This window comes from Streptomyces sp. NPDC044002 (genome assembly GCF_056434525.1).
In genome coordinates this window covers 70,482-87,439 of record NZ_JBWKEZ010000005.1, presented here as the reverse complement: position 1 = coordinate 87,439, position 16,958 = coordinate 70,482, and the positions used below count along the sequence as shown (strand labels likewise).

General features: G+C 72.7%; 14 protein-coding genes. 9 read left to right on the top strand and 5 right to left on the bottom strand.

Features of this window, described 5'->3' with window-relative positions; translation table 11 throughout:
- Window positions 1–25 precede the first annotated feature (25 nt).
- Window positions 26–259, bottom strand: coding sequence for a hypothetical protein (locus AC07A6_RS05400; protein ID WP_478776180.1), 234 nt, complete (start codon window positions 257–259; stop codon window positions 26–28).
- A gap of 234 nt (window positions 260–493) precedes the next feature.
- Here AC07A6_RS05400 and AC07A6_RS05395 point away from each other — a divergent pair, with 234 nt between their 5' ends.
- The gene (locus tag AC07A6_RS05395; protein ID WP_478776179.1) at window positions 494–2,377 is read left to right on the top strand and encodes an APC family permease; all 1,884 of its coding nucleotides are present in this window, start codon (window positions 494–496) and stop codon (window positions 2,375–2,377) included.
- Between the two features lie 258 nt (window positions 2,378–2,635).
- Window positions 2,636–4,786: a potassium-transporting ATPase subunit KdpB gene (gene kdpB, locus AC07A6_RS05390; protein ID WP_478776178.1), complete on the top strand. Its 2,151-nt coding sequence runs from the start codon at window positions 2,636–2,638 to the stop codon at window positions 4,784–4,786.
- A 94-nt stretch (window positions 4,787–4,880) separates the two neighbouring features.
- Here kdpB and AC07A6_RS05385 read toward each other — a convergent pair whose 3' ends face one another.
- A complete protein-coding gene (locus tag AC07A6_RS05385) occupies window positions 4,881–5,618 on the bottom strand; it encodes an SAM-dependent methyltransferase (protein WP_478776177.1) in 738 nt (245 codons plus the stop codon).
- A 167-nt stretch (window positions 5,619–5,785) separates the two neighbouring features.
- Window positions 5,786–6,790 carry an N-acetyltransferase family protein gene (locus AC07A6_RS05380; RefSeq protein WP_478776176.1) on the bottom strand — a complete coding sequence of 335 codons (1,005 nt, stop codon included), beginning with the start codon at window positions 6,788–6,790 and terminating at the stop codon, window positions 5,786–5,788.
- A 143-nt stretch (window positions 6,791–6,933) separates the two neighbouring features.
- Between AC07A6_RS05380 and AC07A6_RS05375 the strand changes: the two genes are divergently transcribed.
- Window positions 6,934–9,759: a helix-turn-helix transcriptional regulator gene (locus AC07A6_RS05375; protein ID WP_478776175.1), complete on the top strand. Its 2,826-nt coding sequence runs from the start codon at window positions 6,934–6,936 to the stop codon at window positions 9,757–9,759.
- A gap of 41 nt (window positions 9,760–9,800) precedes the next feature.
- Here AC07A6_RS05375 and AC07A6_RS05370 read toward each other — a convergent pair whose 3' ends face one another.
- On the bottom strand, window positions 9,801–10,706 hold the full coding sequence (locus AC07A6_RS05370) for a LysR family transcriptional regulator (RefSeq protein WP_362465117.1): 906 nt from the start codon (window positions 10,704–10,706) through the stop codon (window positions 9,801–9,803).
- Window positions 10,707–10,846: 140 nt separating this feature from the next.
- On the opposite strand from AC07A6_RS05370, the gene AC07A6_RS05365 reads away from it, so the two are divergent.
- Window positions 10,847–11,683: an inositol monophosphatase family protein gene (locus AC07A6_RS05365; RefSeq protein WP_478776174.1), complete on the top strand. Its 837-nt coding sequence runs from the start codon at window positions 10,847–10,849 to the stop codon at window positions 11,681–11,683.
- Between the two features lie 45 nt (window positions 11,684–11,728).
- Entirely contained in the window at window positions 11,729–12,358 is a 630-nt protein-coding gene (locus AC07A6_RS05360; protein WP_478776173.1) for an NADPH-dependent F420 reductase, read from the top strand.
- Window positions 12,359–12,361: 3 nt separating this feature from the next.
- Here AC07A6_RS05360 and AC07A6_RS05355 read toward each other — a convergent pair whose 3' ends face one another.
- The gene (locus AC07A6_RS05355) at window positions 12,362–12,952 is read right to left on the bottom strand and encodes a TetR/AcrR family transcriptional regulator (RefSeq protein WP_478776172.1); all 591 of its coding nucleotides are present in this window, start codon (window positions 12,950–12,952) and stop codon (window positions 12,362–12,364) included.
- Window positions 12,953–13,243: 291 nt separating this feature from the next.
- Between AC07A6_RS05355 and AC07A6_RS05350 the strand changes: the two genes are divergently transcribed.
- From AC07A6_RS05350 to AC07A6_RS05335, 4 genes are all read left to right on the top strand, one after another.
- Window positions 13,244–14,197, top strand: a complete 954-nt coding sequence (locus AC07A6_RS05350) for an alpha/beta hydrolase family protein (protein ID WP_478776171.1) — start codon at window positions 13,244–13,246, stop codon at window positions 14,195–14,197.
- Between the two features lie 104 nt (window positions 14,198–14,301).
- Window positions 14,302–14,517, top strand: coding sequence for a hypothetical protein (locus AC07A6_RS05345; protein WP_478776170.1), 216 nt, complete (start codon window positions 14,302–14,304; stop codon window positions 14,515–14,517).
- Between the two features lie 186 nt (window positions 14,518–14,703).
- The gene (locus tag AC07A6_RS05340) at window positions 14,704–15,903 is read left to right on the top strand and encodes an NAD(P)/FAD-dependent oxidoreductase (protein ID WP_478776169.1); all 1,200 of its coding nucleotides are present in this window, start codon (window positions 14,704–14,706) and stop codon (window positions 15,901–15,903) included.
- A gap of 20 nt (window positions 15,904–15,923) precedes the next feature.
- Window positions 15,924–16,877: a sigma-70 family RNA polymerase sigma factor gene (locus tag AC07A6_RS05335; RefSeq protein WP_386272444.1), complete on the top strand. Its 954-nt coding sequence runs from the start codon at window positions 15,924–15,926 to the stop codon at window positions 16,875–16,877.
- Window positions 16,878–16,958: the final 81 nt, after the last annotated feature.

The window sequence follows — 16,958 nt, the reverse complement described above, 5'->3', positions numbered from 1 at the left end:
CGGGAAAGCACGGGGAGGGCCCTGGTCAGCCCGGGTGGGCCAGTCCTGCGGTGTCCAGGGCGGAGCCGGCCTGTGCGGCCAGCGCACCGGCGGTCCGCGTGCCGAAAGCGGCGACGGCGACCACCGCGACGACCAGGACCAGTGCCGTGTTCGCCGCCGAGAGATCCGTGCGGAAGGGCACGAGCGCGAGCGCGACGAGGAAGGGGACCACGAGGGCCGCGAGCAGGGCGGCAGCGTGGCGAAGTCGATAACCGGACATGTGATGCCTCCTGTCCGGACACGAGGGCACTCTTTTCAACCGTGCCCGCCCGCCGGCGGGACGACCACGTGTCACTGCGAGGTCTTGACGCACCTCATACGGCTCTCCCGCGTCGGCATCAAGGACGCGTGAGGACTGGAGCGGCGGCCGTATGGACAACGTCAAGGACCCTGTTGATCCGTCCATGGCGCTCGGACGCTGTCCTCACCTTGTCCAACGGAGGAACAGCGAGAGATGTCGACAGACATGGGAAAGACGGGCACCGCAGGACAGGATCCGGGCACGGAGGAACCTCCTGATGCCGACGTCCGCACACCCGTGGCGGACGACCGCCACCGGCTGACCGCCCTCCAGGGGCTGGCCGCGCTGTCACTGGACGCGATGGCGTCCGTCGCGTACGGGCCGGAGTCGATCGTGCTCGTCCTGGCCGCGGCCGGCGCCTACGGCATGGGCTTCACCCTCCCCGTCACGCTCGCCATCGCCGCGCTCCTCGCGGTGCTGGTGGCCTCGTACCGGCAGGTGATCGCCGCGTTCCCGGACGGCGGCGGCTCGTACGCCGTCGCCAAGCGGCACCTGGGGCGGCGTACGAGCCTGGTGGCCGCCGCCTCGCTGATCCTGGACTACGTCCTGAACGTGGCCGTGTCCGTCACCGCCGGCGTCGCCGCCCTGACCTCGGCCTTCCCCGGGCTGTACGGGGAGCGCGTGTGGATCTGCCTGGCCATCCTCGTCCTGGTCACCGGCGTGAACCTGCGCGGGGTCGTTGAATCGGCCAAGGCGTTCCTCGTCCCCACCGCCGTCTTCGTCGGCTCGATCCTCGCGATGGTCGCCGTCGGGCTCTTCCGCGACGGCCCCGTCAGCACCGCCTCCGCCGACGGGCACGCCTCGGCCCTCGGCGAGGGCGCGACCGCGGTCGGCGCGCTCCTCCTGCTCAAGGCCTTCGCCGCCGGCTGCTCCGCCCTGACCGGAGTCGAGGCCGTCGCCAACGCCGTGCCCTCCTTCCGCGCACCGGCCGCCCGCCGGGCCCAGCGCACCGAGGTCGCGCTCGGCGCGCTCCTGGGCGTGATGCTGATCGGCCTGTCGGTCCTCATCGGCCGCTTCCACCTCCAGCCGGTCGAGGGCGTGACCGTCCTCGCCCAGCTCGCGGACGCCTCCTTCGGGCACAACGCGGCCTTCTACGTCGTCCAGTTCGCCACCATGGTGCTGCTGGCGCTCGCCGCGAACACCTCCTTCGGCGGCCTGCCCGTCCTGATGAGCCTGCTGGCCCGCGACAACCACCTGCCGCACGTCTTCGCCCTCAAGGCCGACCGCCAGGTGCACCGCCACGGAGTGGTCTGGTTGGCCCTCGTCTCCGCCGCGCTGCTGGTGTTCTCCGGCGGCGACACCAACACCCTCGTTCCGCTCTTCGCGATCGGCGTGTTCATCGGCTTCACCATCTGCCAGGTCGGCATGGTCCGGCACTGGTACGGGGAGCGCCCGCGCGGCTGGCGGGCGAAGGCGGTGCTGAACGGATTCGGCGCGCTGCTGACCGGCGTCTCGGCCGTCGTCGTCACGGCCACCAAGTTCACCGAGGGCGCCTGGCTGATCGTCGTCGCGCTGCCGCTGCTCGTCTTCGGCTTCGAGAAGGTCCACCGCGCCTACACCGAGATCGGCGAACGCCTGGAGCTCGGCCGGATCCCGCAGGCCCCGCGGCGCTCCCGCTCCGTGGTCGTCGTCCCCGTCTCCGGCCTGTCCCGGCTGACCAGCCAGGCCCTGACCGCCGCCCGCTCGCTCGGCGACGAAGTCCTCGCCGTGACCGTCACACACCCCGCCCCCGAGGACCGCCAGGCGGCCGAAGCCCTCAGGCGGGACTGGGAGTTGTGGAAGCCCGGCATCGAGCTGATCGAGCTCCCCTCGGAGTCCCGGGCGCTCGGCCGACCCCTGTCGGCGTACGTGCGCAAGCTGGCCCAGGCCGACCCGGATGCCCAGGTGACCGTGCTCATCCCGGAGACCGAACCCGCCCGGCTGTGGCAGCGGATGCTCCAGAACCAGCGCGGCTCCGTCGTCGCCCACGCGGTCCGCCGCGACACCGACGCAGTGATCTGCCGGCTGCGTTTCCGCATCACCGCCGACGCGCGCTGACAGGTGTTGACACACCTCTGACGGCGGCTTGACGCATCTCGTGCGCCGCCATCAAGAAGATGCCAATTCCCGCGCCCGCATAGGCATTTCCAAGGAAACGGGCAGTAGTTTCCTGCCTGTTGCGCCGCCGGGGACCTCGATTGCTCACATGACGGCCGAGGGGGTCCATGGAGATGCTCCCCGGCGGCGACACCCCCTCCGCACCCCGGCCACGAGCCGCCGGGGCTGCCACGCCTCAAACCCACTCAGAAGGTTCCCATGCCTCCCGCCGCCGCGCAGCACGTTCCTCCGGGTCTCGGGACCCCTCCGCGGACTCCGGTCAACCGGCCGTCCCGGAAACGCTCCGGCCAGGTGAAGGTGGTGGACCCCGAGCTCTTGGCGGCCTCCGCACGGGAGGCCGTCGGCAAACTGCACCCCCGCGAACTGGTCAAGAAGCCGGTGCTGTTCGTCGTCGCCGTCGGATCCGTGCTGACCACGCTCTCGGCGCTCGTCCACCCGTCCGTGTTCACCTGGGTGATCAGCGTCTGGCTCTGGCTGACGGTCCTCTTCGCCAACCTCGCCGAGGCGGTCGCCGAAGGCCGGGGCCGGGCCCAGGCCGAGTCGCTGCGCAAGGCACGCACTGACACGGTCGCGGTGCGGCTGAAGCACTGGACGTACGGCGCGAACCTGAACCGGGCCGAGACCGAGGTGGTCACGCCCGCCGAGCTCGAGCCCTTCGACTTCGTCCTCGTCGAGGCCGGCGAGCTGATCCCGGCCGACGGCGACGTGGTCGACGGGGCCGCGATGGTGGACGAGTCGGCCGTGACCGGCGAATCGGCCGCCGTCCTGAGGGAGTCGGGCGGTGACCGGTCCGGGGTCACCGGCGGGACGACCGTACTGTCCGACTCGGTCGTCGTACGGGTCACCTCGCGCCCGGGGCACAGCTTCATCGACCGGATGATCGCCCTGGTCGAGGGCGCCACCCGGCAGAAGACCCCGAACGAGATCGCCCTCAACATCCTGCTGGCCGCGCTGACCGTCGTCTTCGTCCTGGTGGTCGTCGCCATCCAGCCGATGGCCGCCTACGCGCACGCCGCACAGTCCACGACCGTCCTGGTCGCCCTCCTCGTCACCCTCATCCCCACCACGATCGGCGCCCTGCTGTCGGCCATCGGCATCGCGGGTATGGACCGGCTCGTCCAGCGCAACGTCATCGCGATGAGCGGACGCGCGGTCGAGGCGGCCGGGGACGTGAACACCCTCCTCCTCGACAAGACCGGCACCATCACCCTCGGCAACCGCGAGGCCGCGGCCTTCATCCCCCTGCCCGGCGTGGACCACCTCAAGCTCGCGGAGGCCGCCCAGCTGTCCTCGCTCGCCGACGAGACGCCCGAGGGCCGGTCCGTCGTCGCCCTCGCCCAGCAGTACGGACTCCACCCGGCCGCCGCCGAGGACCTCAGCAATCCGCACTTCACCGAGTTCAGCGCCCGGACCCGGATGAGCGGCGTGAACCTGAGCTGGCCCAACGGAGCCGGCTGCGCCATCCGCAAGGGTGCCACCGCGCAGGTCTGCGACTGGGTGACGATGCGCGGCGGGACCGTACCGCCGGAAGCCGAGGCGTGGTCGGCCCGCGTGTCGGAGTCCGGGGGCACTCCTCTGCTGGTGGCGGTCCACGACTGGGACGGGCCGAGGGTGCTCGGCATCGTCCACCTCAAGGACGTCGTCAAGGACGGCATCCGCGAGCGCTTCGCGGAGCTCCGCAGCATGGGCATCCGTACGGTCATGGTGACCGGGGACAACGAACTGACGGCCCGCGCCATCGCCGCCGAGGCCGGGGTCGACGAGTACCTGGCCGAGGCCACCCCGGAGGACAAGATGGCCCTCATCAAGCGGGAGCAGGCCGGCGGCAAGCTGGTCGCGATGACCGGCGACGGCACCAACGACGCCCCGGCGCTCGCGCAGGCGGACGTCGGCGTGGCGATGAGCACGGGTACCTCGGCCGCCAAGGAGGCAGGGAACATGGTGGACCTGGACTCCAACCCGACGAAGCTGATCGAGATCGTCGAGATCGGCAAGCAGCTCCTCATCACCCGGGGCGCCCTGACCACCTTCTCGATCACGAACGACGTCGCGAAGTACTTCGCGATCATCCCGGCCATGTTCACCGCGGCCCACCCGGGCCTCGAATCCCTCAACATCATGGGCCTGAGCAGCCCGACCTCGGCCATCACCTCGGCGATCATCTTCAACGCCCTGATCATCATCGCCCTCATCCCGCTCGCCCTGCGCGGCGTCCGCTACAAGCCCGCCTCCGCCCACGACCTGCTGCGCCGCAACCTCGGCGTCTACGGCCTCGGCGGCCTGGTCCTGCCGTTCGTCGGGATCAAGCTCATCGACTTGGTGGTCTCCACCATCCCCGGCCTCGGCTGAACCTCCTCGCGCCCGGCCGCCCCGCCCCGAGCGCGAGTGCCCTCGTTACGCCACAGGTGGCACTGCTCGCGTTGAGGACGCGTCCAGCGGGTCCTCAACGCGATGTTCGACGGAGGACCAGGCAGAGGAAGCCGAAGCTGTCCCGGTAGCCGCGCAGCCACTGCGAACGCGCGGCGGTGGCCGTCTCCAGTACTTGTCCGGCGGCCGGATCGTCAGCGTGGTCCAGGGCCCACGAGGCCAGCGAGCCCCAGCAGGCCCATTCGTAGGCGTCCAGCTCACCACGTGTGCTGACGTGGCCGTGGACCGGGGTCCATCCGTCGGCGACGACCAGGTCCACCGTGGTCGCCAGGTCGTCGAGCTCACCGAAGATCTCCACGGCCTCCGGTGAAGGGGCCCGGTCCCAGAACGACTCACCGATCAGGACGTGGCCGCCGGGAGCCAGGTGTCCGCGGGCCGCCGCGAGGGTGGGGAGGAGGCCTCCGAAGGCATGCGTGGCGCCGACGCTGATCACCAGGTCGAACGGCCGTGTGGAGACGAAGTCCGCGGCCTCCTGCCGGTGGAGGGCCAGGCGCTCGCCGACCCCGAGGTCCCTCGCTGACCGGCGGGCCTGCGTCAGGGCCACTTCGGAGACGTCGACGCCCTCGGCGTGCAGTCGCGGGTGAGTGGTCAGGGCTCGCAGAAGCCATTCCGCTGTTCCGCATCCCAGGTCGAGTACGTGCTCGTCGCCCCGCGGGAGGCTGCGCGTGAGCAGCTCGCTGACCGAGTCGTCGGCGAGCGGGGACTTGACCGGGTGGCCGGCATGGGCGATCGCGGAGATCTGTTCGCGGCTCATCGGCGCAGCATGGCCCGCGCCGGGCAGCACGGTGTCGGGGTCGGCGCCCATTCCGGGGGTTGCGCCGGAGAAGTCCAAGGGGTCTCGTTTCGCGGTGCGGTGATGGGTGAGGTGATGGGGGAGGTGTCGCGCGGGGCTTGGGATGACGGTGGCCGCCGTCGTACGGATCAGGGCGTGGCCAGGTCGAGCTGGAACTCGCGCGTGCGCCGGTACGAGCGGTAACCGAGCGATCGGTTGACGGCGAGCATGTGGACGTTCTCCTCGGCGTTGTCGGTCTCGATCTCGGTGACGCCGGGGTGCTCGGCCCGCAGCCGCTCCGCCATCGCGGCTTTGAGCCACAGCCCCAGGCCGTGCCCGCGATGCGCCGGCGCCACCGCCGTGTCGTACTGCTGGGCCCGCTGCGGCGCGCCCCCGGGGAGCACGATCTCGGTGTAGCCGGCCATGGTCCCGTCCGTGTGGACGGCGGCGAGGGTCAGGAGCGTGTCGCCGCGTCTGGCGACCACGCGGCCCATCTCCCGTACCTGGTCGGCGTCCCAGTCGACGCGTCCGTAGTCCACATCGCCCATGGGCATGTCGTTCATCGCGTTCTTCGCGGCGGCGAAGGGCGCGGCCAGCTCGTCGGGGACCACGCCGGTCCAGCCGGTGAGCCGGTAGCCGGGGTGCTCGGTGGCGGCGATCCGACGGATTCGGTCCAGGTCCTCGTCCTTGTCGAGGGCCATGACCAGATGGTCCAGCGTCAGGACCGCCTCGAAGCCCCAGCGCCCGGCGAAGGCCTCGCCGGGCCCGTCGGCACCGGCCGCGACGACCAGGCTGCGCCGGCCCTCCGTACGGCAGGCCGCCACGACTGCGGAGAGGAGCTGGGATCCGGTGCCGTGGCGCCGGTGCGCGGGGTGGACGTGCAGTTCGAGTTCGGCGAGGTGGTTCTGACCGGGCTGGGTGAACAGGCGCAGAGCGGCGACGCCGACGACCGTGCCGTCCTCGGCCGTGGCCAGCCAGGACAGCCTCTGGCTGCCGAGGGCGGGCTTGGTGAGCAGTGCGTGGACGTGTCCGGCGCTGGGCGCCGGGACTCCCGGCAGGTCGAGGGCGGCCGAGGCGGCGACGACCCGGTGCCAGGCGGCGGTCTCGGTGACGGTGATGCGGTGGAGGGGGGTGATGTGGACGCGTGCGCTCAAGGCGGCGACTCCTGGGACTGAGGTGAGGACGGTGCTGGCCCGTTGAACTGCTCGAAAGCTATGGGGAACTGACCTGCCGGCACATCGGTCGGTGCGACGTAATGCGACCGTCGGTGATCGGGAACCTTGGGTAGGTTGACCGCATGTTGTACGGGCGAGGGACCGAGCAGGACCGGATCGAGCAGCTGCTGGCACGTGCCCGGGAGGGCATGAGCGGGGCGCTGCTGATCCATGGAGAGGCCGGCATAGGCAAGACGGCCCTGCTGGGGTACGCGGTCGAGGCGTACGGGGCCGGGGCGGGCGAGGCCGGGGCGGGCGAGGCCGATGGCGGGGGCCGGGTCCTGCGCACGGTCGGCATCGAGTCCGAGATGGAGCTGCCCTTCGGCGGCCTGCACCAGCTCCTGCTGCCGGTGAGCCACCACTTCGACGAGCTCCCCACCCCCCAGGCCGCCGCCCTGAAGGCGGCCCTCGGCCTGACCGGGGAGCCGGTGCGCGACCGCTTCACCGTGGGTGCGGCGGTGCTCGCGGCCCTGACCGCCGCGGCCGGCGGGGGCACGATGCTCTGCGTGGTCGACGACGCCCAGTGGCTGGACCAGGCGTCCTTGGACGCGCTGACGTTCGCGGCGCGCCGGCTGCACACCGAGGGCATCGTCATCCTGTTCGCCGTTCGCGACGGGGCGCAGGGCGGCCGGATCACCGGCCTGCCCACGCTGCGGATCGCCGGCCTGGACGCGGCGGCCGTCGACGCCCTCCTCACCGACCGGATCGCCGGCCTCTCCCCGTACGCCCGGGGACGGATCGTGGAGCAGGCGCAGGGCAACCCGCTGGCCCTGATCGAACTCCCCACCGCGCTCACGGCCGAGCAGCACGCGGGCCGCCCGAACCCGGTCACCCTGCCCCCGGGGCTAGCCTCGCCGGCGGGCCGGATCCAGGAGTCGTTCCAGGAGCAGATCCGCCGACTGCCCGAGACCACCCGCGCGATGCTGCTCGTGGCGGCCGCCGACGACACGGGCGGGCTCGACCTCGTCCTGCGGGCGTCGGCGCGGTTCGGTGCCACGCCGGAGGACCTGGAGCCCGCCGAACACGCCACGCTCGTGATCCTGACCGAGCACGCCCTGGCCTTCCGGCACCCCCTCATCAGGTCGGCCACCTACCAGGACGCCGCCCTGGCCCGGCGCCTCGCGGCCCACCGGGCGCTGGCGGACGCCCTGGACGGCGCCACGGCCGCCGACGGGGCCGCCGACCGGCGGGCCTGGCACCTGTCCGCGGCGACGACCGGAACGGACGAGGCCGTCGCGGACGAGATGGCGGGCGTGGCCCGCCGGGCCGGCGGCCGGCAGGGCACCGCCGCGGCCTCGGCCGCGTACGAGCGCGCCGCGCAGCTCACGGCCGACCCGGCCCGCCGGGCGCGGTTCCTGGCCGCCGCGGCCATCACGTCGGCCGAGGCGGGGCAGTTCCACCGCACGGCGGGGCTCTCGGACCGGATCAACGCCCTCGCCCTGGACCCGGCGACGCTCGCCGACTTCGCCCGGGTCCGCGCCGTCGTCGAGCTCGACCGCGGCACACCAGGTGAGGCCACCCGCATCCTCCTCGCGTGCGCGGACCGCATCGGACCCACCGGCGATCTTCCGGTGGTCCTGGCCGAGGCCGTGCAGACGGCGCATTCGGCCGGTGACCCGGACCTGCTGGCCGAGGTGGAGTCCCGCATCCCGGCGGCGGCGCCCGGTTACGCCCTGACGAGGGCGCTGGCGCGGGCGCTCGCGCTGTCGCCCGATGCCACCGAGGCGAGGCCGGAGCCGGCCCGGCCGGACGCGACCGTGCCCGACGGCTCCGGTCCCGTCGGCACCGGCCCGTACGAGACCGGTTCCGACGACGTCGCCTTCGCCGAGCGGGCCACAGCCGGTGTGCTCGCCCAGCTGCTCGCGGATCACGTCACCGCCTACGAGACCGCCGCCGCGCACGTGCAGGAGTGCCGGGCCCTGGACGTGGTCGGCTGGCTGCACACCGCGCTGCACCAGCTGGCCGAGGCCCAGCTGGCCCTGGGCCGCTTCCGCGAGGCACGGGCCGCCGCCGAGGAGGGGCTCGGCGTCGCCGAGGAGTTCGGCCGGCACCACCGGGGCACGTACCTGCGGGCGACCCTGGCGACGCTGGCCGCCCTGCGGGGTGACCAGGACGCGTGCGCCGCGTTCGCCGGGGCGGCGCTGGAGCGCGCCGACGGGCACGGCATCGCCCTGGCCGCCGCGCACGCCCAACGAGCGCTCGGCCTGCTCGAACTCGGGCTCGGCCAGGCGGAGAGCGCACTCGCGCATCTGGAAGCGGCGAGCGCGCGGGTGGGCCAGCCGGCCCTGGCGGCCTGGGCGGCGCCCGATCTCGTGGAGGCCGCGGTCCGCGCCGGGCAGCCGGACCGGGCGGCGGAGCCGCTGGCGCGCCTCGCGGACTGGGCGGCCGTCGCCCGGCACCCGACGGCCACGGCCCTGTTCCGCCGCTGCCAGGCCCTCACCGGACCGGATGACCAGGCCGAGCGGCACTTCAGCGAGGCAATGGCCCTTCACGACGAGGCGCAGCTTCCCTTCGAACGAGCCCGCACAGAGCTCCTGTACGGCGAGTGGCTGCGCCGGGAGCGGCGCCGCACCGACGCCCGCCGCACCCTCCGCGCCGCGCTGGAGACCTTCGAGGAGCTCGGCACCGAGCCCTGGGCCGCCAGGGCCCGCACCGAACTCCAGGCCACGGGCGAGCAGGTGAGCGGGAACGAGGCGACGAACGTACCCCTGCGCCGCCTCAGCCCGCAGGAGCGCGAGGTCGTCCGCCTGGCCGCCGCCGGCGCGACCAACCGCGAGATCGGCACCACCCTGTTCCTGAGCCCGCGCACGGTCGGCCACCACCTCTACCGCGCCTTCCCGAAGCTCGGCATCACCTCCCGTACGGAACTCCCCGGACTCCTCGACCGGGCCGACGACGCGGAGGACTGAGCCGGGCCCGAGCCCGCAGTCGTCGGGCCGTGCGGCGTCGGCTACGACGCTCCGCATGCGGCCAGTGCGGTTCGCGCCAGTGCGCGCAGCCAGGTGTGGGCGTGGTCGGTGTCGTAGCGCTGGTGCCATGACAGGTACACCGGTGCCGGGGGGAGTTCGAGCGGCAGGGGGAGTACGGCCAGGCCGAGGTCGGCGGCCGCGTTGCGTGTGGTGGTTTCGGGGACGCTGATCACGAGGTCGGTGCCGCGCGCGAACTCCAGCGCGGCTGCTTCCGTGGGGGCGGCCGCCACCACGCGGCGGGTGAGGCCGAGCCGAGTGAGGGCGTCGTCGAGGGCGTTGCCGAGGTTTCCGCGTCGCGAGACGGTGACGTGTTCGGCGGCGGCGTACTGCTGGGCGGTGACGGTTCGGGCGCGGGTGAGGGGGTGTCCCTGCCTCACGACGGCGACGAGGCGGGTCTCGCCCACGTGCTCGGCGCGGATGTCGGGGGCGCTCGGGCGGTTGGCGTTCGCCTCCAGATCGACCTCGCCGCGTCGCAGTCCGGGGGTGTCGGTGGCCGATTCCGCCACGAAGCGCAGTCGCACGCCCGGCGCCTGTCCGCGTACGGCCGCGAGCAGCGCGGGGCCGCTGAGGGCGACCAGGGAATCGTGCCAGCGGAGCGTGAAGGTGCGTTCCAGCGTTGCCGGGTCGAGTTCACGGCTCGGTGCCAGCACGCCCCGGACCTGGTGCAGCAGCTCGTGCACCTGTTCCCGGACGGCGATCGCATAGGGCGTCGGGGTCATGGTGCGGCCGGTGCGCACCAGGATCTGGTCCCCGGTCGTCCGCCGGATCCGGCCCAGACTCCGGCTCATCGCGGGGGCGGTGACGTGCAGCCGTGCGGCCGCCCCGGCCACGCTGCCTTCCTCCAGCAGTGCGTCGAGCGCGGTGAGCAGATTCAAATCCAATTGCATGGGAGTAATCCCAGACGTGCTTGACATGCATTTGATGTTAATGGGAGGGGTGCGTAGCGTCGTTACCGCGGCGCAGGGCGGAACGCACGGCCCGGCCCGAAGTCCTCCTCATCACCCCTTGCCCAGACGGGAGTTCCACCATGTCCGAAGCGCTTCAGGCCACCGACGCCACCGTGTCCGTCTCCCTCTCCGTCTCCGACGCCGACCTGCTCGACCGGACCGCGGCCGCCGTGCGGGAGGCCGGTGCGGCACTGCGCGAGCGGTTCGGCGACGCGGTCCCCTACCGGACCCGCGAAGAGCTGATGAGCGCGCTCGCCGCCAACGACGACACGGCCCTCGGCATCCTGCGCCCCCGCCTGACGAGCCTGCGCCCGGACGCCGGCTGGGTGGAGGACGAGCTGGACGGCGGGGCGCTGCCGTCCGGCGAGTGGTGGGTCGTGGATCCGGCCGAGGGCAACGTCAACCACCTGCACGCCCTGCCCGAATGGGCGGTGACCGCCACCCTCGTGCGCGACAACCAGCCGGTGCTCACCGCGGTCCACCTGCCGCTGACCGGCCAGACCTACACCGCGCTCACCGGCGCGGGCGCCCACCTCGACGGCCGGCCCCTGCACGTGTCCCAGACCACGGACCTCGGCCTCAGCGTCGTCGCCACCAGCCAGGCCCGGCCCGACGAGGACGAGAACGTCGTCCGGCGCGTCGGCTCCTCGATCACCGCGATGCTCTTCGACGCACTCGTCGTCCGCGTCGCCGTGCCCGCGACCCTGCACCTGCTGAACGTGGCCGCCGGCCGGCTCGACGCCTTCTGGCAGTTCGCCGGCGCCCGCGCGGACCTGCTGCCCGGCGCGCTCCTCGTCACCGAGGCCGGCGGACGGATCTCCGACGCCGAGGGCCGCCCCTGGACCCCGCGGAGCGCCGGCTTCCTGGCCGCCGCGCCCGGCGTCCACGCCCAGGCCGTCGCCGCCCTTGCACGCTGACCGAACACCACCGCAGCCGCACACACGACAAGGGGCCACACCCTCATGACCACGATCGCAGTACTCGGAAACGGCCGCGTCGGCGGCAACCTGGCCGCCGCCCTCACCCGCGCGGGGCACGAGGTGACCGTCGCGGACCGCACACCGGGGGCCGCCGCCGACGCCGCCCGGCGCGCCCGGATCGTCATCAACGCCACCCCGGGCGCCGGCTCCCTGGAACGGCTCGCCGCCCTGCGCGACGAACTGCGCGGCACCCTCCTCGTCGACGTCTCCAACGCCACCACCGACGGACCGGACGGCCTGCCCGCCGACCTGCTCTACCCCGGCTCCAGCCTCGCCGAGCAACTGCAGGAAGCACTCCCCGAAACGCACGTCGTCAAGACCCTCAACACCATGCTCTTCCCGGTGATGACCGCCCCGGCCACGCTCACCCAGACGCCCACCGCGTTCCTCTCCGGCGAGGACGCCCGGGCCAAGCAGACCGTCCGCGAACTCCTCGCCGACCTCGGCTGGCAGGACGAATGGATCACCGACCTCGGCGGGATCCGGACCGCCCGCGCGACGGAGGCCGCGATCCTGTTCGTACCCCACGTGATCCGCTCCAGCGGATTCGCCCCCTTCGCGATCTCGATCGCCCGCTCTCAGGGCGGTGGCGGCTCCCACGGGCGGGCGTAGCGGTCAGGGCTGCTGGTGCAGTCCTGCGAGGAGCAGCGCGACCAGTCGGCGGGGGTCGTAGCGGGGGTCGGTGTCGGTGCCGATGCAGAGGTTTCCGATGCCGCGCATGAGGTGGTAGGCGTCCAGGCCGGGGCGGGTCTGGCCGGCGGCGGCCGCGGCTTCGAGGAGTTGGGCGCACACCGGGAGCAGACGGTCGAGGAAGTAGGCGTGCAGCGTCTCGAAGCCGGTGCTGTCGGACTGCATCGCCGCGGCCAGGCCGTGTTTGGTGACCAGGAAGTCGACGAAGAGGTCGACCCAGCCTTCGAGGGCGGCGAAGGGCGTCGGGCCGGCCGCCAGCAGGGCCGGGCCTGCTTCGGCGCAGGTGTCGACCTGGTGGCGGTAGACGGCGATGACGAGCTCGGCCCGGTTGGGGAAGTGCCGGTAGAAGGTGCCCAGCCCGACGCCGGCCTTGGCGGCGATCTCGCGTACCGGCGCGTCCACGCCCGAGGCGGCGAAGACCTGGGCGGCGGCCTCCAGCAGGGTCTGCTGGTTGCGCCGGGCGTCCTTGCGCTTCGACCCGGCCGAACTTCCCGGGGGCTGCTGGCTGTCGGTCACTCTGGCACTCCGTTCAAGGGAACCGGCCTTGCGAACCGGAACAGCGTTCCGTATCGTATGTGGAACGACGTTCCGTTTCATTCATGATGCCAGATCGGGTGGCCGGCGGCCGGGCCGCCGTCGCTTCGGGTGCTCCGCCGGAGAGCCGGGGGAGTGCGCGAACTCCATTCCCGGCGTCAACGCTGCGGCCTATCACGTGTGTTGCTCCCTCACCCCCAGCCGCGTCGTTGGTACCGCCACGCGCCGGCACCCGCTTGACCAAGCCCCGGAATCTGATCGAAAGGCCTTCTCGTGTCCGACTCAATCGATGCCGATCCGTACGACTCCGCCGGCGCGCCCACCGCGGTGCTGTCCGTCAAGCCGCTCGTCCTGCCCGCCCTGTCCGTCCCGGGCGGCCTGGGTGAGGACCTCCAGGTCCGTGTCTCAGCCCCTGCGGTCGGCGATGCACTGCCCGTCGTCGTCTTCTCGCACGGCTTCGGCTGGTCGATGGACGGCTACGCTCCGCTGGCCGACCACTGGGCCGCACGCGGCTTCGTGGTCGTCCAGCCCACCCACCTCGACTCCCGGACGCTCGGCATCCCGGCAGAGGACCCGCGAACTCCCCGGATCTGGCGCCACCGGATCGAGGACGTCGTGCGCGTGCTGGACGGACTCGACGTGCTGGAGGCGTCCGTCCCCGGTCTCGCCGGGCGCGTCGACCGGACCCGTATCGCAGTCGCCGGTCACTCCTGGGGAGCCCAGACGGTCAGTGCCCTGCTGGGCGCCCGCGTCCTGGACGCCGACGGCAGCCCCGGCGAGGACATGTCCGATCCCCGCGTCAAGGCCGGGGTGCTGCTGGCGCTGACCGGCCTGGGCGACGACCTGACACCCTTCGCCGCCGAGCACTTCCCCTTCATGAGGCCGTCGTTCGACACCATGACCGCCCCGGCCCTCATCGTCGCCGGCGACCACGACCAGTCCCACCTGTCCACCCGCGGTCCGGACTGGTTTACCGACCCCTACACCCACAGCCCCGCCCCCAAGAGCCTGCTCACCCTGTTCGGCGCGGAGCACTCGCTCGGCGGCATCCCCGGCCACGAGGTCGCCGAGACCACCGACGAGAACCCGGCGCGCGTCGCCCTGGTCCAGCACCTCACCACGACGTTCCTGCGCAAGGCCCTGCTGGGCGACGAGGCCGGCTGGAAGGCGGCAGCCACCGCCCTGGAGGAAGACCCCGCGCCGCTGGGGGAGCTGCGGAGCAAGTGAACGCCCGCCCGGCCGCCGACAGCCGACGCCGATTCACATAAGTCGCGTACGCCATCGAGGCGGCCCTGCGCGCCCTGCACGGTGACCTCGCACTGCTGCTGACGATGTCGCTGATGGTGGGCGTGTGCGGCTTCGTATCGCCGGACGCGGCCGGCGAAGCCCCCTCCACCGAGATCGCCCGGCTCGGCCGGCTCGACGACACGAACCGGCGCTGCTTCGGGTGCGGGACGCTCGCGCTGTTGCTGGTCATCGTCGGGGGACTGACCCTTCCGGCGCTGAGGAGTACTCGACGATGCGTGAGCCGCGCCGAGGAGGCCTGAACAGGCGCTCACGCCTCCCGGCGGGGGCGGGGGCGCGCTCGATGCCCCGACGTCGCCGTCGTGGGCATCGCCGACGACACCCTCTGCGATCCAGTGACCCACGTCACATGCGGTTCTTGTCAGGAATCGGGGAGCTGTTCCGCTCAAGTCACCGAGAGCGAGCGAACCGACCGACAGGAGCAGAACATGAAGCACCGCATCGTCGTCCTCGGCGCCGGCTACGCCGGGGCCTACGCGGCCGGGACCCTGGCGCGCCGGCTGTCCCCGGCGGACGCGGAGGTCACCGTGGTCAACGCCGAACGGGACTTCGTCCAGCGGCTGCGGCTGCACCAGCTCGCGGCCGGCCAGGAGATCGAGGCCCCGAAGCTCGCCGATGTCTTCGCGGGCACGGGGATAGGGCTGCGCCTGGCCCGTGTCACCGCCGTCGACCCCGAGCGCCAGGTCGTCTCCGTGGCCGACGCCGACGGCGGCGGCGAACTCGGTTACGACACGCTGGTCTACGCGCTCGGCAGCCACGGAGCGGATCACGGCGTCCCCGGAGTGGCCGAGCACGCCTTCGACGTCGCCGGCCGGCCCTCCGCGATGCGCCTGCGCGAACGCCTGGACAGCCTGGAGGAGAAGGGCGGAGCCGGGACCGTCGTGGTCGTCGGCGACGGGCTGACCGGCATCGAGACCGCCACCGAGATCGCCGAATCCCGGCCCGGTCTGTCGGTGTCGCTGATCGCCCGCGGCGAGCTGGGCGCCCCGCTCTCCACCGGCGCCCGCGATCACCTGCGCCGGGCCTGTGACCGGCTGGGCATCACCGTCTGGGAGCACACCGTCGTCGAAGCCGTCGAAGCCACCCGGGTGATGTGCGCCGGAGGCACCGTGCTGGCGTCCGACGCGACCGTGTGGACGGCCGGGTTCGCCGTCACCCCGATCGCCGCCATGAGCGGGCTGGAGGTCAACCAGAACGGTCGGATCGTCGTCGACCACACCATGCGGTCCGTCTCCCACCCCGATGTCTACGCCGCCGGCGACAGCGCCTACGCCATCGGTGACAACGGGCAGCCGCTGCCGATGTCCTGCGCCTCGGCCGGCTACACCGGCCGACAGGCAGTGGACGCGATCGTGGGACGCCTGACCGGCCGAGAGATCACCCACACCAAGCTGGAGTACCTGGGCAATCACCTCAGCCTGGGACGGCGGGACGGGATCCTGCAGATGGTCGACGGCGAAGGGCAGGCGAAGCCGAAGTACGTGGGCGGCCGGAAGGCGGCGCGGATCAAGGCGGGCATCGTCAGGATGTCGCTGTGGGCGACCGCGCACCCGACCTTCGGCCTGCCCAAGCGCAAGCACCGCCTCGCCGCCGCACCGAACCTGCCCGCCGAGAGGACGGCCGCGTAGCCGGCACTAGGGTGATCCACGTGGACAGCACCATGGATCGCTTCGGCACCAGTCGGTTCGAGGCCAGCCGCAACCGGCTGGCCTCGCTGGCCTACCGGCTGCTGGGCTCCGCCAACGACGCCGAGGACGCGGTGCAGGACACGTTCCTGCACTGGCAGGCCGCCGACCGGCAGCGGATCGAAGTGCCGGAAGCATGGCTGACCAAGGTCGCCACCAACCTGTGCCTCGACCGGCTCCGCTCGGCACAGGCCCGACGCGAGCGCACCGCCGGTGCCTGGCTGCCCGAACCGCTCCTCGACGGCGACCCGATGCTCGGCCCGGCCGACACCTTCGAGCAGCGGGAATCGGTCTCCCTGGCCGTGCTGACCCTCATGGAGCGCCTGTCACCCCACGAGCGGGCCGTCTACGTCCTGCGCGAGGCGTTCGCCTACAGCCACGCCGAGATCGCCGAGATCCTCGGCATCACCGAATCCGCGAGCCAGCAGCACCTCCACCGGGCCCGACGGCGCGTCACCGCCGCGCGCCGCGGTGGCGACGAAGTCGACCGGGCATCCGCCCGCAGGATCGTCGAGGAATTCCTCGCCGCCGCCGCCTCGGGCCGCACCGAACGCCTGGTGGCGCTGCTCACCGACGACGCGACCGCGGTCTCCGACGGCGCCGGCGGTACGGCCAAGACGCTGCTGCGGTACGACAACCCGCAGCGCATCGCCGCGATCGTACGGGCCGGCCTCACACCCACTCCCGCGAAACGGCGACTCGCCGGCGGCACACCGGCCCTCCATTACGCGGTCGTCAATGGTGCTCCCGCGCTCCTCTTCGTGGTCGGCGACCGCATCGCCGGCTCCGTGACCTTCGACATCACAGGCGGCAGGATCGCAACCGTGCGCGGTATCGCCGCCCCCACCCGCCTCGTCCGCCTCACCGAAGCCTGGCTGCGAGACGGACCGGACGTGCCGCTCATCGCCCAATGGTGACGGCCGCGATCGTCTCGGCCGGCGAGCCGGCAGCAGGCGACGAGCCCGGCACCTCGTGGTCCCCACGGGGTGCCGGGCCGT

Excerpts from the sequence above, each read along its gene's own strand:
- AC07A6_RS05365 (WP_478776174.1), top strand. The coding sequence starts at position 10,847 with ATGTCCGAAGCGCTTCAGGCCACCGACGCCACCGTGTCCGTCTCCCTC.
- AC07A6_RS05375 (WP_478776175.1), top strand. The coding sequence starts at position 6,934 with ATGTTGTACGGGCGAGGGACCGAGCAGGACCGGATCGAGCAGCTGCTG.
- AC07A6_RS05360 (WP_478776173.1), top strand. The coding sequence starts at position 11,729 with ATGACCACGATCGCAGTACTCGGAAACGGCCGCGTCGGCGGCAACCTG.
- kdpB (WP_478776178.1), top strand. The coding sequence starts at position 2,636 with ATGCCTCCCGCCGCCGCGCAGCACGTTCCTCCGGGTCTCGGGACCCCT.
- AC07A6_RS05395 (WP_478776179.1), top strand. The coding sequence starts at position 494 with ATGTCGACAGACATGGGAAAGACGGGCACCGCAGGACAGGATCCGGGC.
- AC07A6_RS05370 (WP_362465117.1), bottom strand. The coding sequence starts at position 10,706 with ATGCAATTGGATTTGAATCTGCTCACCGCGCTCGACGCACTGCTGGAG.
- AC07A6_RS05345 (WP_478776170.1), top strand. The coding sequence starts at position 14,302 with ATGTCGCTGATGGTGGGCGTGTGCGGCTTCGTATCGCCGGACGCGGCC.
- AC07A6_RS05400 (WP_478776180.1), bottom strand. The coding sequence starts at position 259 with ATGTCCGGTTATCGACTTCGCCACGCTGCCGCCCTGCTCGCGGCCCTC.
- AC07A6_RS05385 (WP_478776177.1), bottom strand. The coding sequence starts at position 5,618 with ATGAGCCGCGAACAGATCTCCGCGATCGCCCATGCCGGCCACCCGGTC.
- AC07A6_RS05340 (WP_478776169.1), top strand. The coding sequence starts at position 14,704 with ATGAAGCACCGCATCGTCGTCCTCGGCGCCGGCTACGCCGGGGCCTAC.